The 17,734-nt window shown below is 65.0% G+C and carries 14 protein-coding genes; 12 read left to right on the top strand and 2 right to left on the bottom strand.

The genetic code is table 11. The features are described from left to right. The first annotated feature begins 180 nt into the window (after positions 1–180). The 5 genes from U0O11_RS02615 to U0O11_RS02595 all read left to right on the top strand — a co-directional run bounded on the left by U0O11_RS02615 (position 181) and on the right by U0O11_RS02595 (position 6,930). Positions 181–1,773 (top strand): solute:sodium symporter family transporter, encoded by a 1,593-nt coding sequence (locus U0O11_RS02615; RefSeq protein ID WP_225347536.1) that lies wholly within the window; start codon positions 181–183, stop codon positions 1,771–1,773. A 132-nt stretch (positions 1,774–1,905) separates the two neighbouring features. Further along, a complete protein-coding gene (locus U0O11_RS02610; protein WP_324691554.1) occupies positions 1,906–2,808 on the top strand; it encodes a DUF2927 domain-containing protein in 903 nt (300 codons plus the stop codon). Between the two features lie 144 nt (positions 2,809–2,952). Next, positions 2,953–4,158, top strand: coding sequence for an MFS transporter (locus U0O11_RS02605; protein ID WP_324692488.1), 1,206 nt, complete (start codon positions 2,953–2,955; stop codon positions 4,156–4,158). A gap of 115 nt (positions 4,159–4,273) precedes the next feature. Then, on the top strand, positions 4,274–5,761 hold the full coding sequence (locus tag U0O11_RS02600; RefSeq protein WP_225347534.1) for a YcjX family protein: 1,488 nt from the start codon (positions 4,274–4,276) through the stop codon (positions 5,759–5,761). Then, a complete protein-coding gene (locus U0O11_RS02595) occupies positions 5,758–6,930 on the top strand; it encodes a TIGR01620 family protein (RefSeq protein ID WP_324691551.1) in 1,173 nt (390 codons plus the stop codon). The genes U0O11_RS02600 and U0O11_RS02595 overlap by 4 nt, the downstream gene beginning before the upstream one ends. Before the next feature lie 114 nt (positions 6,931–7,044). On the opposite strand, the gene U0O11_RS02590 is transcribed toward U0O11_RS02595, so the two are convergent. Then, positions 7,045–8,196 carry an oxidoreductase gene (locus U0O11_RS02590; RefSeq protein WP_324691550.1) on the bottom strand — a complete coding sequence of 384 codons (1,152 nt, stop codon included), beginning with the start codon at positions 8,194–8,196 and terminating at the stop codon, positions 7,045–7,047. Between the two features lie 286 nt (positions 8,197–8,482). Here U0O11_RS02590 and U0O11_RS02585 point away from each other — a divergent pair, with 286 nt between their 5' ends. The 7 genes from U0O11_RS02585 (at position 8,483) to glpQ (ending at position 16,991) form a co-directional block, all read left to right on the top strand. Further along, entirely contained in the window at positions 8,483–9,148 is a 666-nt protein-coding gene (locus U0O11_RS02585) for an NAD(P)-binding oxidoreductase (RefSeq protein WP_324691548.1), read from the top strand. Positions 9,149–9,332: 184 nt separating this feature from the next. Beyond that, positions 9,333–11,279 (top strand): exoribonuclease II, encoded by a 1,947-nt coding sequence (locus tag U0O11_RS02580; protein ID WP_043333994.1) that lies wholly within the window; start codon positions 9,333–9,335, stop codon positions 11,277–11,279. A 290-nt stretch (positions 11,280–11,569) separates the two neighbouring features. After that, positions 11,570–11,947 (top strand): hypothetical protein, encoded by a 378-nt coding sequence (locus U0O11_RS02575; protein ID WP_324691546.1) that lies wholly within the window; start codon positions 11,570–11,572, stop codon positions 11,945–11,947. Positions 11,948–12,668: 721 nt separating this feature from the next. Further along, positions 12,669–13,793 (top strand): glycosyltransferase family 4 protein, encoded by a 1,125-nt coding sequence (locus U0O11_RS02570; protein WP_043333996.1) that lies wholly within the window; start codon positions 12,669–12,671, stop codon positions 13,791–13,793. Beyond that, positions 13,786–14,628: a polysaccharide deacetylase family protein gene (locus U0O11_RS02565; RefSeq protein ID WP_324691544.1), complete on the top strand. Its 843-nt coding sequence runs from the start codon at positions 13,786–13,788 to the stop codon at positions 14,626–14,628. The genes U0O11_RS02570 and U0O11_RS02565 overlap by 8 nt, the downstream gene beginning before the upstream one ends. Positions 14,629–14,691: 63 nt before the next feature. Beyond that, on the top strand, positions 14,692–15,696 hold the full coding sequence (locus tag U0O11_RS02560) for a lysylphosphatidylglycerol synthase transmembrane domain-containing protein (protein ID WP_324691542.1): 1,005 nt from the start codon (positions 14,692–14,694) through the stop codon (positions 15,694–15,696). A 134-nt stretch (positions 15,697–15,830) separates the two neighbouring features. Next, positions 15,831–16,991, top strand: a complete 1,161-nt coding sequence (glpQ, locus tag U0O11_RS02555; RefSeq protein WP_324691541.1) for a glycerophosphodiester phosphodiesterase — start codon at positions 15,831–15,833, stop codon at positions 16,989–16,991. Between the two features lie 144 nt (positions 16,992–17,135). Here the strand turns inward: glpQ and U0O11_RS02550 are convergent, their stop codons facing one another. Continuing rightward, positions 17,136–17,678: a DUF302 domain-containing protein gene (locus U0O11_RS02550; protein ID WP_286988978.1), complete on the bottom strand. Its 543-nt coding sequence runs from the start codon at positions 17,676–17,678 to the stop codon at positions 17,136–17,138. Positions 17,679–17,734 lie beyond the last annotated feature (56 nt).

Here is a 17,734-nt window from a genome sequence, read left to right as displayed (position 1 = left end):
GAGATACCTACACTAGCGCCAGTCTTGCCGTGAATGTTACCGGTGAGTCTCTTCACGGACGATGACACAGCTTGCTGTGTGCATTGCATCGCCACGGCTGGATCGGCGTCGAATCGCTACCCGGGTCACCTGCCCACCGCCTCATGATTCGCCGCCGCACGCCTAAAGGAATTCTCCCCCATGCATGCCTTGACACTTGTTTCTTTCGTGTTCTTTACCGGCCTGGTCGCCGCCTTGACCTGGTGGTGGACACACCGCGATGACACCTCGCATTCCACCGGTTATTTCCTCGCCGGACGCAGCCTGACCTTCCCGCTGATCGCGGGTTCCCTGTTGATGACCAACCTGTCCACCGAACAGATGGTCGGCCTGAATGGCGCCGCCTTCACCGATGGCCTGTCGGTGATGGCCTGGGAAGTCATGGCGGTACTGGCCATGGTGGTGATGGCGATGTTCTTCCTGCCACGCTTCCTCAAGAGTGGCATCACCACCCTGCCCGAGCTGCTGGCCCTGCGCTATGGCCGCAGCACCGAGCTGATCACCAACCTGATCTTCCTGTTCGCCTACGCGGTGATCCTGCTGCCGATCATCCTCTACTCCGGTGCCATCGGCCTGCAGGGCATGCTGGATCTGCCCTCGCTGACCGGCATCAGCTCGCCCAATGCACTGCTGTGGATGACCATCTGGGTGGTCGGCATCATCGGCGCCATCTATGCCCTGTTCGGCGGCATGCGCTCCATCGCGATCTCCGACACCTTGAACGGCGTGGGCCTGTTGATCGGCGGCATGCTGATCGTCTATTTCGGCCTCGATGCGGTGAGTGATGGCCAGGGCGTGATGGCCGGCTGGGACACGCTGACCGCCGCCAATCCGGAGAAATTCAACTCCATGGGCGGTGAAGGCCAGTCGGTGCCCTTCTCGACCCTGTTCACCGGCGTGATGATCATCAACTTCTTCTACTGGTGTACCAACCAGCAGATCATCCAGCGCACCTTCGCCGCCAAGACCCTCGCCGAGGGCCAGAAAGGCGTGCTGCTGACCGGTGCCCTCAAGCTGCTGGGCCCGCTGTATCTGGTGATTCCCGGCATCATCGCCTATCACCTCTATGCCTCTTCCGGCGTCAAGGCCGACAGCGCCTACGGCCAGCTGGTCTTCGATGTGCTGCCCGCGCCGCTGACCGGCTTCTTCGCCGCGGCGATGGTCGGCGCGATCCTGTCGTCCTTCAACTCGGCGCTGAACGCCACCACCACGCTGTTCTCCACCGGTATCTACAAGGCGCATCTGCGTCGTGAGGCCAGCGACGAGGAAGTGGTCAAGGTCTCCAAGGGCTTCGGCTGGGTGCTGGCGATCGCCTCCATGACCCTCGCGCCGCTGCTGGCCGGCCAGGAAAGTCTGTTCGGCTACCTGCAGAAGATGAATGCCATCTACTTCATCCCGATCTTCGCCGTGGTGCTGATGGGGCTGCTGACGCGTCGCGTGCCGACCATCGCCGCCAACCTGGCACTGCTGATCGGTTGCAGCGTGATTGGGGTGGTCTACTTCGTGCCGGCCTTCTCCGGCGTGCTCGACGTGATCCACGAGTTCCACTTCGTCGGCCTGGTGTTCGTGCTGCTGATCGCGATGATGCTGATCATCGGCAAGCTGGCGCCGCGTGACGAGCCGTGGATCCAGCAGGATGTCGGCGCCATCGACATGACGCCCTGGAAAGGCGCCAAGGTCTGCGCGCTGCTGCTGGTCGTGCTGGTGATCGCCATCTATCTGGCCTTCATCTGACGCCTGATAGTCGCCGCTTCAAAACGACAAATCGTCATCAATTGAGTATCACGCCCCGCGTTGCCCTCTCGGACACGCGGGGCGTGTGCATTTCAGGCATGCTGAACTGCATGTTCCCTGAAGAGGTCGCCCATGCCCTGCTTACCCCATCGCCAGCTCAAAGGGCTGTTTTTTTCCACGCTGAGGGCTTCTTTCTCCTCTTCGCTGAGGGCTCCTTTCTTTTCCTCGCTCAGGGCGCTCAAGGCGCTGGGCATCGCCCTGCTGCTGCCCAGTCTGGCCGTCGTCAGCCCGAGCCAGGCCGCCGAGCGCTGGCAGCGGGCCGATGTGCTGACGGACAGCTTCATGGAAGTGGCACTCAAGCGTGAATACCAACCCGGCAGCAGCGCCTCGCTGGTGCGCTGGCAGGCGCCCATCAAGGTGCGGGTCGATTCGCAGCTGGGCAATTCGCGCATGCAGCGACAGATGAGCGAGGTCCAGTTTCGTCATCTGGCCGCCATCACCGGCCAGCCGCTGAGTTTCGTGTCCTCCACCGGAAAGGCCAACCTGCGCATCGCCTTCATCGCCCGGGACCACATGACGCGCGAGGCCGCCGCCTACGTCGGCAAGCAGCAGGCCGCCACCCCGGGCATGCGCAAGGCATTGCGTGAAGGCGTGTGCCTGACGCTGTTCAAGACCGGGCCGGATCACGCCATCACCAGCGGCCTGATCCTGATTCCCGCGGACTATGCCCGCCAGAAGGCGCGTCTGGTGGACTGCGTCGTCGAGGAGAGCGCCCAGCTGATGGGGCTGCCCAATGATTCAGACAGGGTCTTCCCCTCCGTCTTCAGTGACGTCACGGTGGATACCTGGCTGAGCCCGCTGGATTACGTACTGCTCAAGATGCTGTATGCCCCGGAACTTTCCCCCGGCATGTCAGCCGCGCAAGTCCGCGCTGCGCTGCCTGCGGTCATCCATCGTCTTGCCGAGCAGGGCGAGCTGTCACATGCCATCCGCCGCGTGCGCCAGGGCAGCCTGCGGGAATGGGCGGGAGACTAGGCTCAACGTGAGCGCAATCCTGAACACGGAGTTGGAACGCCTGAGCGGAGCACAGGCATAATCAGATCAGGCGCGCCGGGCGCCGACATCCGACGGAGCTGCGCCTTCATGCCACTATCTTCTCCCGCTGCCGACCGGGCACGCCTGCCCTTGGCCGTCACGCTGCTGTCGCTGTGTCAGGCCTTGCTGGTCAGCGGCAACATCCTGCTGATCGCGGTCTCACCGCTGATCGGTGCTCAGCTGGCCTCGAGCAGCTGGTCGACCGCGCCGGTCGCCACCCAGTGGCTGGGCCTGATGTGCGCCACCATTCCCGCCTCGTTGATCACCGCCCGTCTCGGGCGGCGGCGCGGCTTCGTGCTCGGCAATCTGTGCGGGTTGGCTGGCGCGGGGCTGGCCGTGCTGGCGCTGCATCTGCAGCATTTCGGACTGTTCCTGCTTGCCACCTGGCTGGTGGGCATCGGTATCGGCTTCGGCCAGCTGTATCGCTTCGCCGCGATGGAGGCCGCCCCGGAGGAGCAACGTGAGCGCGCCATCGGGCTGGTGATGGGCGGTGGCGTGCTGGCGGCCTTCTTCGGGCCCTGGCTGGCGCGTACCAGTCATGCACTGGCCGACACCCCCTTCCTGGGCAGCTTCATCGGGCTGGGGGCGCTCTATCTGCTGGCGCTGTTGCTGCTGGCCTTCATCCGCCTGCCCCGTGACGGCAACGCCCAGTCAGCCGACGATGATGCAGTGGCGCCTGCACGCCCATTGGGCGTGATCCTGCGTCAACCGACCTTCCTGCTGGCCGTGCTCAGCGCGATGGTCGGCTATGGGGTGATGAATCTGGCGATGACGGCCACACCGCTGGCCATGGCCTATGCCGGACACGGCTTCGATCACGTCGCCACCACCATTCAATGGCACGTGGTCGCCATGTTTCTGCCGTCCTTCTTCACCGGGCGGCTGGTCGACCGCTTCGGGGCGGGCACCATGATCGTGACCGGCTGCGGCTTTCTGCTGGCAAGCCTTGCCACCGCACAGCTGCTGGCCGCCGACTACCTGACGGGAACCCAGGGGTTCTTCCTCGGTCTCATCCTGCTCGGCATCGGTTGGAACTTCACCTTCCTGCCCGCCACCACGCTGCTGACCCGCTGCCATCGCCCCAACGAGAAGGCCCGCACCCAGGCCGCCAACGAGTTCCTCGTCTTCACCACCGGGGCGGTGACGGCGCTGCTGGCCGGCCCCCTGGTCAGTACGCTGGGCTGGGCGCTGCTCAACCTGCTGCTGATCCCCGCCTGCCTGCTGCCCATCGCCCTGCTGGCGTGGCGTCAGCTTGCCTTGCGCGCCGATCGCCCGCAGATAGAGGGATGATGGCGAGCCGTGCGGCGCACGCTGACAAGTCCCGGCCATCACCCAGCTCATCATCAGCTGCCAGGACGCCATCACATCGCGCCGCCGCCTCGCCCCCACTGACAGGGAATGCCTGATGTTCAACACCATGACCCGCAACGCCCGCCAGCTTGCCCGCGATGTGGGCCGCGAAGCACATGACCTGCTGGAGCGCGGTCTCGACCGCCAGCTGCGGCTCGCCGTCACGGGCCTGTCCGGTGCCGGCAAGACCGCCTTTCTCGTCTCGCTGATCGAGCAGCTGCGTCATGCCGGACTCGGCGCGCGTCTGGAACTGCTGCCCGCCGCACGCGATGGCCGCCTGCTCGGCGCGGAACGCGTCAGCCAGCCGGACCTCTCCATCCCGCGCTTCCCGCTGGAAGCCGGCTTGCGCTCGCTGTCCGGCCAGCATTCGCCGCACGGCCCCGAATGGCCGACGCCGACCCGCAGCATCAGCGAGCTGCGTCTCAAGATCGGCTTTCGCCCCACCTCGCGCGCCGCGCGCATGCTCGACAGCCAGCGCGCCACCCTGACGCTGGACCTGATCGACTATCCCGGCGAATGGCTGCTGGACCTGCCGATGCTGGAGCAGGACTTCAGCGGCTGGAGCAGCGAGTGCGAGACCCAGCTGGCCGACGGGCGTGGCGACTGGGCGCATGACTGGATGGCAGCCATCGAGGGCCTGACACCGGACAGTGAGGTGGATGAAGACCGCCTCGCCGAGATCGCGAGCCTCTATACCGACTATCTGCACGCCGCGCGCCGCAAGGGTGGCTTCGTCGACCTGACACCGGGCCGTTTCCTGCTGCCCGGCGAGCTGGACGAAGCGCCGGTGCTGCAGTTCTTCCCGCTGCCGGGACTCGGTGACTGGACACCCGACGCGCTGGCCGCCCTGCCGGAAGCCAGCCTGTATCGCACCCTCGCACGCCGCTTCGATCACTATCGCCGCCGCGTGGTGCGCCCCTTCTATCATGACCACTTCCGGCGCTTTGACCGCCAGATCGTGCTGATCGACGTGCTGGGCGCGCTGAATGCCGGCCCGGCGCCATTCCGCGACCTGAGCCGTGCGCTGGACAAGCTGTTCGACAGCTTCGCCTATGGCCGCCGCCACCTGCTGGCGCGCCTGATGGACCGCCGCATCGACCGCCTGGCCATCGCCGCCACCAAGGCCGACCACGTCACGCCAGAGCAGCATGGCGCGATGCGCGACCTGCTCGAACAGCTGCTGGCGGACCCGCTCAAGCGCCTGCGCTATCGCGATGTGCCGCTCAAGGCCTTCACCATCGCCGCCATCCGCGCCAGCGAGGCGCGTGAGGTGGTCGAGAATGGCCAACGTCATCCGGCGCTGGCGGGACAACTGCTCGGCGAGCACGAGGGGGCGAGCAACTCGGATACGCAAGGCGCCGGCCGCGAGTCCGTGCTGCTGTTCCCGGGCGAGGTGCCGTCACGGCTGCCCGACCCGAATTTCTGGGCCGAAAGTCGCTTCGACTTCCCCCACTTCGCGCCGCCGAAGATCGACGGCAATGCGCCACCTCACATTCGCATGGACGCCGTGCTCGACTGGCTGCTGGGAGACCACCTGAAATGACCACCGAATCCCGCCATCCGCGCCCGGGCAAACGCTTCACGAGCCCCGAATCTGCCGACTCGGCCCAGGCTGATGCCGCCTCGACCGCCTATGCCGAGCGCCCCACCGAGAGCGCGGCAGAGGCCCTGCGCGGCGCGCGTCACTTCTCGCCGGAGATGGAAAGCCAGCCCCTGGCGGCGGCCGAGCCGGAACCCGCCACGCCGGGACTGGATGCGACGCTGAGCGCCCGGCCACGTCATCGCGGCCTCAAATGGCTGCTGCTCGGCACCCTGACACTCGGGGGTGTCGAAGCCGGTCATGCGCTCTATCAGGCGGCCATGGGCGGTGACCTGATCGCCGGCGCCTGGGGCCTGCTGGGCCTTGGCGCCATCGGGCTCGGCGCCCGCGCGCTGGGCAAGGAGCTCTTCAGGCTGCGTCACCTGCGCAAGCACGTCGCGCTGCGCGCCGAGCTGGAAGAACATCAGCAGGATGACTTTGGTCAGAAAAGCTTTGGCCAGCGCGGTGATGCGCCGTCCACGCCTGACGAGGACTCGGGCAAGGCAGGCGGCAAAGCCGACAGCCCGCAGGAAGACCTGCTCGAACAGCTGCGTCGCCAGATGAAGCTCGGCGATGATGATGCCGGCGTGCGCGCCTGGCGCGCCGCCTGTGAAGCGCATCACTCGCCGTCGGAGCGCCGCGAGCTGTTCGCCTTCCACGTACTGGGACCGCGGGACCGCGAGGCGCGGCGTCTCATCTCGCGCATGAGTGGCGAGACGGCGGTGATGGTGGCGGTCTCGCCGCTGACCTGGGTCGACATGAGTCTGGTGGCCTGGCGCGGGCTGCGCATGATGGAGCGCCTGTCGCGCCTCTACGGGCTGGAGCTGGGCTATGCCAGCCGCCTGCGGCTGTTCAAGGAGGTGCTGGCCTCGATGGTCTTCGCCGGTGCCAGCGAACTGGCCGCCGAGGCCAGCATGGACCTGCTGTCGATGAATCTGGCCGGCCGCCTCTCCACCAAGGCCGGTCAGGGGCTGGGCAGTGGCCTGATGAACGCACGTCTCGGCCTGCGCGCCATGCGCCTGCTGCGCCCCATCCCCTTCCATGCCGAGGAGGTGCCGCGCATCGGTGAGCTGCGCGCGGAGCTGTTCTCGCGCATGCGCAAGGCCGACAAGGGCGAGGACGACGCGAGCTGAGCAGGCCGCGCCTCCGCTGCCACTGCCTTGAAAAACAAGACGCGCGCCTCTGATTGCTGGCCATTCGGCCTTCAGGGCGCGCGTCTTTCGTGAGTCATCTCACCTTCGATGGCCTCAGCCTTCGCTGGCGATGCCGGCCTCCAGCCATTTCATCACGCACAGTGCCTCATGGGGCGAGGTCGGATTGTCGCCCTGACCGCGAATGCAGTCGCGCAGCCCCGCATACCAGGCCGGATAGTCGCCATCGCGGCCCTGATGTGTGCCGCCCACCAGCACCTGCTCGCCCTCGGCACCGTCCGGGTCGGCCTCCAGCACGGTCAACATTCCGGGACGCGCATCCCGCCCCCACTGGCGCGCCTGGCGCTCCTGCGGGTCACGCGAGGGCCAGTCACCGGCCTTGAGGCAATCCTCCTGAGGGTCGAGCCCGAACACCACATAGCTGCCACGGGTGCCGTGCGCGGCGAAGCGTGCCGTCGGCGCCGCCGTCAGTGCACTGGCGTGCAGCTCCACCACCAGACCGGGGTGCCTTGGATGGTGGGCGTAATCGAGCACGGCATGGAAGAAATCATCGGTCACCGCGCCCTCGCGCTGGGCGCGACGCGTGAGCTGGATGGCGCCCGGTTCGCCGAACAGGCACAGCGCCTGATCCAGCAGGTGCGGGCCGAGGTCATACCACAGGCCGCTGCCGGGCAGTGCCTGCTCACGCCAGCGGTTCGGCACCGTCGGGCGGAAGCGGTCGAAGTGGGATTCCAGATGCGCGATGCGCCCCAGCGTGCCGTCGTTGATCAATTCCGCCAGCGTCAGGAAGTCGGCATCGAAGCGCCGATTGTGAAATACCGCCAGCACCCGTCCGGCCTGCTCGGCCTGGCGGGTCAGGGCCTCGCCTTCTTCAAGCGTCACCGTGAAGGGCTTGTCGACGACCACATGCTTGCCTGCCGCCAGCGCCGCAGAGGCCAGCGGGGCGTGAGTCTCGTTGGGCGTCGCGATGATGATCAGATCGATATCGTCACGCGCAAGCAAGGCCTCCGGGGTGACCTCCACCTCCAGCTGTGGGCGCTCGGCCCTGACGACCTCGGGCCGCGAGGTGGACAGCGCCACCAGCGCCAGCCCGTCCGTGGCCTCGATCAAGGGCGCGTGGAAGGTGCGCACCGCCATGCCATAACCGATCAGCCCGACCCGGATCGCGCTCTCGGAGGGGAAGGCGGCGCCGTGCCATGCGGCGGTGTCGCTATGATCATCAGTGGCGGGGTGGGCTATGCGGCTCATCGGGCATCCTTGTCGTTGGCGCAATCTTGAGGGAGTCGTGCCTGGCAGCGCCATCCTAGCAAGGCTCCCGTGCCACAGACAGAGATGACAACCGCCTTTAATGCTTGACCATCGCAGACTTCATCCCGCGAGCGAGTCGCCGCGTAATGCCCGCCACCGAACAGCAGTCCCCTTGAAGTCTCAAAGCTCAGCCCGCAGACCTTGCTGTACCAGGAGAGGCGTGGCAGTGAGTGGCAATATCACTCGCCAGCCGCCTCGCCATTTGATTCGCGAAGGAGCAGACAGCATGCGCAAGACGCTCATCATCGGTGCCAACGGCAAGATCGGTCGTCAACTCTGCGAGAAGGCTCAAACCGCCGGCGAACCCGTCGTCGCGATGATCCGCTCGACCGAGCAGCAGAGCTGGTTCCATGAACGCAGCATCCCGACGGTACTGGGCGACCTGGAAGGCGAGATGCGCCAGGCCTTCTATGGCTGCGATCAGGCGGTGTTCGTCGCGGGCTCCGGCCCGAATACCGGCCCGGACAAGACACTGACCATCGACCTGCACGGTGCGATGCGCACCGCGGAGCTGGCTGCCGAATTCGGGCTGTCGCGCGTGATCCAGGTCAGCTCGATCCGCTCCGAGACACCGCTGGCCGGCCCGGTGGCGATGCGCCCCTACTTCGCGGCCAAGAAGGCGGCCGATCTGTGCCTCGCCGAGAGTGGCCTGCGTCACGTCATCGTCAAGCCCGGCCGTCTCACCAACGAGAGCGGCAGCGGCAAGCTGACCCAGAACGCCGATGACTCCGACGAGATGCAGGTCTCGCGCGCCAATGTCGCCGATTTCCTGCTCGGCTTGATCAAGGCCCGCGAGATCGGTGGCCGTCATCGCAAGGCGCCCATCTTCACCCTGTTCGACGGTGATACGCCGGTTTCGGGTCTGCTGAACGCCACGACGACCGCCGACTGAGTGCGCGCCTGAGCCTGTGGCAAAGCGCACTGGCAGGCCGCTTTCGCCAGGCTTGCCCACGCTTGACCTGCCGCTCATCCACGCCTGCGCGCAGCCCGCGCGGGCGTTGGGCCATCTGGTAGCTTTCCCCCCATGCTCCATGTCCGTATAGTGAGCCACTGACCCCGCCAACAGAACTTCCGAAATGCTGCAGAACAATTCGCTGCTGGCGCAGCTGAAAGATCAAATCCGCCAGGAAATTCCCCGTGTCACGGGGGTGATCAAAGGCACCGACAAGGGCTTCGGCTTCCTCGAATGCGAGGACGGCGAGTCTTACTTCGTGCCGCCACCCGCCATGAAGCAGGTACTGCACGGCGATACCGTCGAAGCGACCGTCAAGGTGGAAGGTGAGAAGAAGTCCGTACAGCCGGAAGTGCTGATTGAGACGGGTGTCGATCGCTTCGTCGCTCGTGTCGGCAAGCGTGATGGCCGCCTGAACGTGATGCCGGATCATCCCTCCATCAACACGCGCATGAAAGCGCGTGTGAAGCGTGGCATCAATGAGGAAGCCCTCAATGATGGCGACTGGGTCGTGGCACGTCTGCTGCGTCACCCGATGCGCAAGGACGACCGCAGCTTCTTCGCCCAGATCGAGGAAGTCATCGCCACCGTGGACAACCCGCGTGTGCCGTGGCGCGTCACCCTGGCGCGTCACGCGCTGGAACAGGCCTCTCCGGAGGGCGGCACTGACTGGCCGCTGCTCGAGGAAGGCCTGACTCGCGAAGACATGACCCACGTGCCCTTCTTCACCATCGATGGTGAGAAGACGCGTGACATGGATGACGCCCTGCACATCGTCGAGCGCCCGGAAGGCGGCTGGACCCTGAGCATCGCCATCGCGGACCCGACCGCCTACGTGCCGGAAGGCAGCCGTGTCGACGAAGAGGCGCGCACGCGCTCCTTCACCGTCTACCTGCCGAGCCAGAACGTCACCATGCTGCCGGAAATCCTGGCCGACGACCTGTGCTCGCTGAAGGAAGGTGAAGACCGTCCGACGCTGATGTGCATCGTCGACATCGATACCGATGGCGTGATCGGCGAGCCGAAGTTCTTCGCGGCCACCATGCGCTCCCACCACCGCCTGACCTACGACAACGTCTCCGACTGGATCGAAGGCCAGGAAGGCAGCTGGAAGCCGGAAACCGAAGAGCTGGCCGAAGGTCTGCGTCAGCTGGAAGCCTTCACCCAGGCGCGTATCGCCTGGCGTGCACGCAACTCCCAGGTCTTCCGCGAGCGTCCGGACTTCGAGTTCGAGCTGGATGAGGAAGGCAACGTGCTCAACGTACGTGCCGACCACCGCCGCATCAGCAATCGCATGATCGAAGAATCCATGATCACCGCGAACCTGAGCTGCGCACGTCTGCTCTCCAAGCACATCGGTCACGGTATCTTCAACGTGCACCAGGGCTTCGCGCCGGAGAAATACGACGACACCATCGAGTTCCTGGCTGGCCAGAACATCACCGCCACGCCGGAACAGCTGGGCAGCCTGGAAGGCTACCGCCTGATCCGTCAGGAGCTGGACAGCCGCGAAGACACCTGGCTGGACGTGCGCATGCGTCGCTTCCAGGGTTACACCGTGATGTCCGCTCAGCCGGGGCCGCACTTCGGTCTGGGTCTGGAAGCCTACGCGACCTGGACCTCGCCGATCCGCAAGTACGGCGACATGGTCAACCACCGCTTGATCAAGCGCGTGATTCTCGGCCAGGACGTGCCGGCGGAAGCCACCGAGCAGCTGACCGAGCACCTCAGCGAACGTCGTCGTCTCAACCGCATGGCCGAGCGCGATGTGAAGGACTGGCTCTACGTGCGCTACCTGACCAAGGCCGCCGAAGAACAGCAGGTCTTCACTGGCGAGATCATCGACATCCGTCGTGGCGGCATGCGTGTGCGTCTGGAAGAGAATGGCGCCAGCGTCTTCATTCCGGCACCGCTGATCCACAGCGATCGCAAGAAGGTCGCGATCGATGACAAGGAAGGCCGCGTGCGCATCGAAGACGAGCTGCGTTACTCACTGGGCGACATCATCAAGGTCTCCTTGACCGAAGCCCGTGAAGAGCGTCGTTCACTGGTAGGTCGTCCGGCCGAATAAGCCGCGACCCACCACTGCCGTATGTAACTGCCTTGTCATCACGGGCAATTGCCACGGCCATCTACGCCCCGGAGTGCTCTGCGCCCGGGGCGTTTTTCGTTCTTGTGCATTGCGTATACGGTGCGTGTACCAAGCGTGAGAAATTGTAATTTTGTGAAACAGAAGCTCACGCTATACTCCTCACATCGACACACGACATCTGCTTTCACTGCTGCAGCGTTACTGGATTGACCAAGCGCGAATGACTGAAGCCTGTCCCTGATGAAGTTCGTCCATGCGAGGACCCGGAAATGAAAACTCATCGCTCCACTGCAGCTACCTCACTGCGTCACCTGGCCGAGCATGCCGCCATCGTTCGTCACCCGGCCATGAGCTACGCCCGCGTCGACGCCGCAGCAGACAGCAGCTCAGGCAGAAGCTCGGATGGCAGCTCCACCTCTCCGGAGCGCCAGCGTGAGATTCAACGTGAAGCGATGGAACATGTCGCGATGCTGCTGGAACGTGATCGCCGCCGCACCCGCAACCGCCTGCTGCTGGCCGCCGGCCTGCTGCTGAGCCTTGTGCTGCTCGCCAGCCAGCGCCCAGCCGAGCCGGAAGCCGCCTTCTCGCAGGAGCTTGGCCAGGCAATGCCCAGCGCCCTGCACCTGTCCCAGCATGGACTGGCGTGATGACGCCCGATCTCCCTCCATCAGGACAGATAACGATGCCAGGACCCCATGCAACACCAGGCACGGATGCCAGACATGACTGAGTCGATCCACTGCTAGACCCTGCAATGCCCGCTCCGGCGACCCTCCCCCCTGTCGCCCCCTGTATTCCTGTAGTGCACGCACTTGCCCTGTCCGGTGGCTCCGGACAGGGTCTTTTTTTGCATGTCGTATGGCTTCTCTTGCGCAGCACTGACCAGAGGCCAGCTGCCGCACTCCCTGCTGGACCATCGCCAGCATGGCGTGACTTCTCTCCTCCCCTGGCAGTGAACCTGATGCCAGGAGCCTGATGCCAGGAGCCTGATGACAGGAGCTTGATGACAAATGACCGAGACCGGGCGCGCATCGCACCAACATTGTTCCCTGTTGTCACACAGACCAGTCATCTCCTGATGTAACGTCATTGCCAGCCGCAGTGTGGAACATCGCGTGGCGAGGCGTCTCGTCACGCGCGACACCGCATGTCATGCCTCTGCCCTTGGTTTCACGTCGGGTTCCCCCCATGACTTGACCAGAGGCTCGTTCGTCAATGCCACTGGCTTGCTGGAATCTGCGTGCTCGATTGCGTCTTTCTCAAGCACCCGGGAGCACCCTGAAGCACGACAAGGCAGCCATGGCGGGCAGTGACGTCGGGATTCATCTTCATCGCGCACGACCGGTAAAGCGGTCTTGAGGAGTCCGTGTGCATATCGCTGACATGACCATGTTCCATGCCCCCTCCAGTGGCGGGGTCAGAACCTACCTGGAAGCCAAGCGACGACGTCTGCGGACGCGGCCCGATGTTCGTCACAGCCTGCTGGTCCCCGGCGAGACCACCAGTGTCAGTGATGACCTCTATAGCGTGCCGGCACCGCCCATTCCCTTCGGCAACGGCTATCGCTTCCCCCTGCGCCGGGGCGGCTGGGTCAGCACGCTGCTGGCACTGCAGCCGGATGTCATCGAGGCCGGCGACCCTTACGTCACGGCGTGGGCGGCACTCGATGCCGGTCGCAAGCTCGATGTCCCGGTGCTGGGCTTCTATCACTCGGACCTGCCGCGCCTGATCACCAATCGCCTGGGCGAGTGGTCAGGGGCCAACGTCGATCGCTACGTCAAACGCCTCTATCGCCACTTCGATCGCGTGCTGGCCCCCAGCCAGGTGATGGCCGACCGGCTCGACCGGCTCGGCGTCGACAATGTCCATATCCAGCCACTCGGTGTCGATCTCTCCACCTTCCACCCTGACTGCCGCGATGAGAGCCTGCGCCGCGAGCTTGGCCTGGAAGACCACGTGCGCCTACTGGCCTTCGCCGGACGCGGCTCACGCGAGAAGAATCTGGATGAGTTGCTGGAGGCCGCCCGCCTGCTCGGCCCCGACTACCATCTGCTGTTGATCGGCTCGGGCATGCCGCGACATCTGCCCGACAATGTCAGCGTGACCGGGCATTTCTGCAGCAGCACCGAAGTGGCGCGTCTGGTGGCCTCGGTGGATGTGCTGCTGCATGCCGGCACCCAGGAAACCTTCGGTCTGGTGGTACTGGAAGCCATGGCCTGCGGCACACCGGTGGTGGCGGCACGTGCCGGCGCGCTGGCCGAGAATGTGCCACTGGGCTGCGGTCAGCTGTGCAACCCGCACTCGCCGCATGCCATGGCGCGTGCCGTGCAGGAAGTCTTCGCCAATGACCCCGCCGCACTGGGTCGTCAGGCGCGGCGGCATGTCGAGAAGCACCATGCCTGGGACCGTGTCGTGGATGGCTTGCTCGGCCATTATCACGCGGTCACCGGGACTCGCATGCAACCGGTACTCGAGGAGGTGACCCATGGCTGAATCGCCGGCTGCCAAGCAGCACTTTCTGTTGGTCCTGCATGATGTCGCGCCCGAGACCTGGACCGACTACCGGGACTTCGTCGCCGAGGTGGATGCCCTCTGCCAGGCGCGCCTGAACCACCCCTGCCCGATCACCTGGCTGGTGGTGCCTGACTTCCATCATCGCAGCGCCCTGGAAGACGCTCCGGAATTCATCGCCCTGCTGGACTCTCGCCGCCAACAGGGGGACGAGCTTGCCCTGCATGGCTTCCATCACTGCGATGACGCGCCAGCCCCCCGCACCCCGCGCGATTACCTGATGCGCCGCGTACTGACCTGGGAGGGCGAGTTCTACCCCCTCGATGAGGCCGAAGCCAGACGACGCCTGCTTCAAGGCGCTGCACTCTTCAAGCGTCTCGGCTGGCCATTGGACGGCTTCGTGGCCCCTGCCTGGCTGATGAGTGACGGCACTCGCAAGGCGCTGAAGTCCCTCGACTTCCGCTACACCAGCGATCCTCAGCATCTCTATCGATTGCCTGACTTCACGGCCATCGATGCGCCCGGACTCGTGTGGAGCGCACGCTCCGCGCCACGCCGCCTGATGTCGCAGTGGGTGACGCAGCGCAAGCTGAGCCGCGAGCAACAGGCGCCGGTGTTGCGTCTGGGTCTGCATCCGGTCGATATGCGCCATGCGCGCTCGCGCCAGTATTGGCTGACGCTGGTCGAGCGCCTGCTCGATGAAGGGCGCCAGCCGATGACCAAGATCGGCTGGCTGACGCAGCAGGGGCTGCTCACCCCCGCCACATCTGACACGACGCAATTGAACTCGCACCAGGCGGCTCACAGTGCTGCCTGATACCCACCTACCGGATGAGTCCCGTCGTATGGGCCTTGTGACAACCCGCTGCGGGAATCTGCCATGAATCGTACCCTCTGGTTACTGGGTGCTGGCCTTGTGATGGTCATCGCGATACCGCTGGTGCTGGGTGGCAGCGGGCTGGGTGGCCAGTTGCGCCAGTTTCCCCTCGACACCTTCCTGTTGATGCTGGGCATGATCGTGATGTGCTGGAACCTGAACGCCGGCCGGTTGCGTCTGCTGCTGGCCGGGCGGGGCGGTCACCTGGGGCAACGCCGCGCCGTCGGCATGGTGATGGCGACCGAATTCGCCATCAGCGCCACCCCCGGCGGCAGCGGTGGCCCGCTCACCCTGATGGGGCTGCTGTCACGTCAGGGGGTGCGCCCGGCGCAGGCCACGGCGGTATTCGCGGTCGATCAGATCACCGACATGCTGTTCTTCCTCTCGGCGCTGGCCAGCATCGGGCTCTACGCCCTCTCGCATACCATCGACCTGCGCCTGGGGTGGATGCTGGCCGTGCCGGCGCTGTTGCTGATCATCGGCTTTGGCCTGCTGGCCGCGCTGGGCAAGCATCATCGGCGCCTGCTCAAGACCAGCGGACGCCTGCTGCGCTGGCTCAAGGTACGCCATCGCTCACGCATCAAGCTGGCGCGGGGCCTGATCCACTTCCGCCATGCGCTGGTCGAGACGCTCGCCCTGCCGCGCCTGACGCTGAGCCTGATCTTCCTGCTCTGCTGTGCCCATTGGCTGCTGCGCTACTCGATCCTCTATCTGGCCGTGTCCGGTCTGGGGCAGGACATCGACTGGAGCTGGACCTTCATCGTGCAGATGCTCTCGCTGGCGGCGGGCCAGCTGACGCTGCTGCCCGGCGGTGCCGGAGGCGCGGAGCTGTCCTCCACTGCCCTGCTCAGCCCGATGATCGGCGCCGCCAGTGCCGCGGCGGCCGTGGTGATCTGGCGTGCGGTGACCTTCTATTTCTACCTGATCGCCGGCGCCCCGGTGTTCTTCGTGATGGCGGGACGCAGCATGCTGGGAAGCTTGCTCAAGCGTCGCTCGGCAGCCACATGACGGGGCGACCGAGCAGCGCCGCAGGCATCATCATGAAAAAAAATTGATCATCGCCATATGAATAAGACTTTGTTATGTTGGCAGGCGGCTTTATTGAACGTCCATACAATAACCACAGCTCAAGGTGATCTCACATGCCGCATCCTTCCCAGCGTCACCCGACTTCCGCCCGCATTCGCCGCCCGCTGGCCATGATGGGCGTGGTCGGCTCGCTGCTGGCCACCTCGACCTCAGCGGCACTCGCTGATGACAGCCCGCTGCGCAGCATCGACCCCGGCCATGGCACCGACAAGATAGTGGTAGCCCACCGGGGTGCCTCGGGCTACCTGCCGGAGCACACCCTCGCGGCCAAGGCGATGGCCTACGCCCAGGGCGCCGACTTCCTCGAGCAGGATGTGGTGATGAGCAAGGATGACCGGCTGGTGGTACTGCACGACCGCTTCCTGGACCGCGTGACCAATGTCGCCGAGGTCTTCCCCGAGCGTGCGCGTGATGATGGCCGCTACTACGCCATCGACTTCACGCTGGACGAGCTGCGCAAGCTGGCGTTCAGCGAGGGCTTCACCGTCAAGGGTGGCGAGCAGGTCGCCGACTACCCTGAGCGCTTCCCGCTGGGCAAGTCTCACTTCGGACTGCACACCCTGAGTGAAGAGATCGAGATGGTTCAGGGCCTGAATCACTCCACCGGACGCGATGTCGGCCTGTATGTGGAGATCAAGGCGCCCTGGTTCCACCAGTCGGAAGGTAAGCAGGTCTCGCGAGCCGTGCTCGAGACCCTCAAGCACTACGGCTACGTCGCGCACGATGACAATGCCGTCGTGCAGGTCTTCGATCCCAATGGCCTCAAGCGCATCCACGACACGCTGCAGCCCGAACTGGAGATGAACCTGCGTCTGGTACAGCTGATGGGCGAGACCAGCTGGGACATGACCTTCCAGCCGGATGCGGAGGGCAAGCTTGAGCCCTACGACTATGACTGGATGTATCAGGAGGGCGGCATGCAACGCATCGCCACCTACGCCGATGGCATCGGGCCGTGGAAGCCGATGGTGATCGAGGACAGCTCGACCCGGGACGACATCAAGGTCACACCAATGGTCGAGGAAGCCCATGCGCAGGGCCTGATCGTGCTGCCCTACACCTTCCGCCTCGATGAAGGGCGCATCCCCGACTGGGCCAGCGATTACGACGACATGCTGCGCGCCTTCTTCGTCGACGCCAAGGTTGATGGTGTCTTCACTGACTACCCTGACCGCGCCGTACAGTGGCTGAAGCAGCACGGTGATGCTCTGTAAGCAGCCCTTCAAGCCAGGCAGTCCTTGCCAGGGGAACATCAAAAAGCCGGACTCCGTGAGGAGTCCGGCTTTTTCGTCCTGCCTGATCGTCAGCGCTCGCAGTCAGTTCACGATATCAGCATCGACACGTGATGAGCGCTGCCTTCATTGACCCGCCGCTTCGGCGGCCAGCCCCTTGAGCAGCCCGGCGATCTTGTCCAGTGGCAGCTTGCAGTCGCCCAGATCATGACGATTGGCCATGTACTGCGGGTCATTCCACTCGATCACGCTGCCACCCTCCACGGCGCGAATCAGCATCTTCTGCGGAAGGTCCAGGGCGGCCGCCCCGTTGCACTGCATCAACAGGGTGCCCACCTTGGGATTGCCGAAGATGACGGTATGCGTCGCGGGCAGCTCCATGCCGACCTTCTCGGCACCCGCCTCATGATCAATGACGCTGAACAGCTTCAGTCCCTTGGCCTTGAGCGCCGTCTCGAGACGCGCCTGGACGGAGGCGACATCATCACGACTGGTCACCGACTCGATGCCCTTGGCAGGCACCTGCATGCTCGCTGAAGCTTCAGGGGCGGAGGCTGCCGCCGCGCCGGAATCTGCACTGGCAGACAGCGGCATGCCAGCAGCCAACGGCAGGGACAGCAACGCCAGCAGGCGCGCGGAGCGCGTAAGGGCGGGGAATGACTTGAGCATGGAACATCCTTATCAGTGAGTCGTGTTGCGCCGTGGGGCATCTGCACGTGTCGCTT

Origin of the sequence: Cobetia sp. D5 (genome assembly GCF_035666195.1) — a bacterium.
Taxonomy (GTDB): domain Bacteria; phylum Pseudomonadota; class Gammaproteobacteria; order Pseudomonadales; family Halomonadaceae; genus Cobetia; species Cobetia amphilecti.
This window is presented reverse-complemented; position numbering and strand designations above follow the sequence as displayed.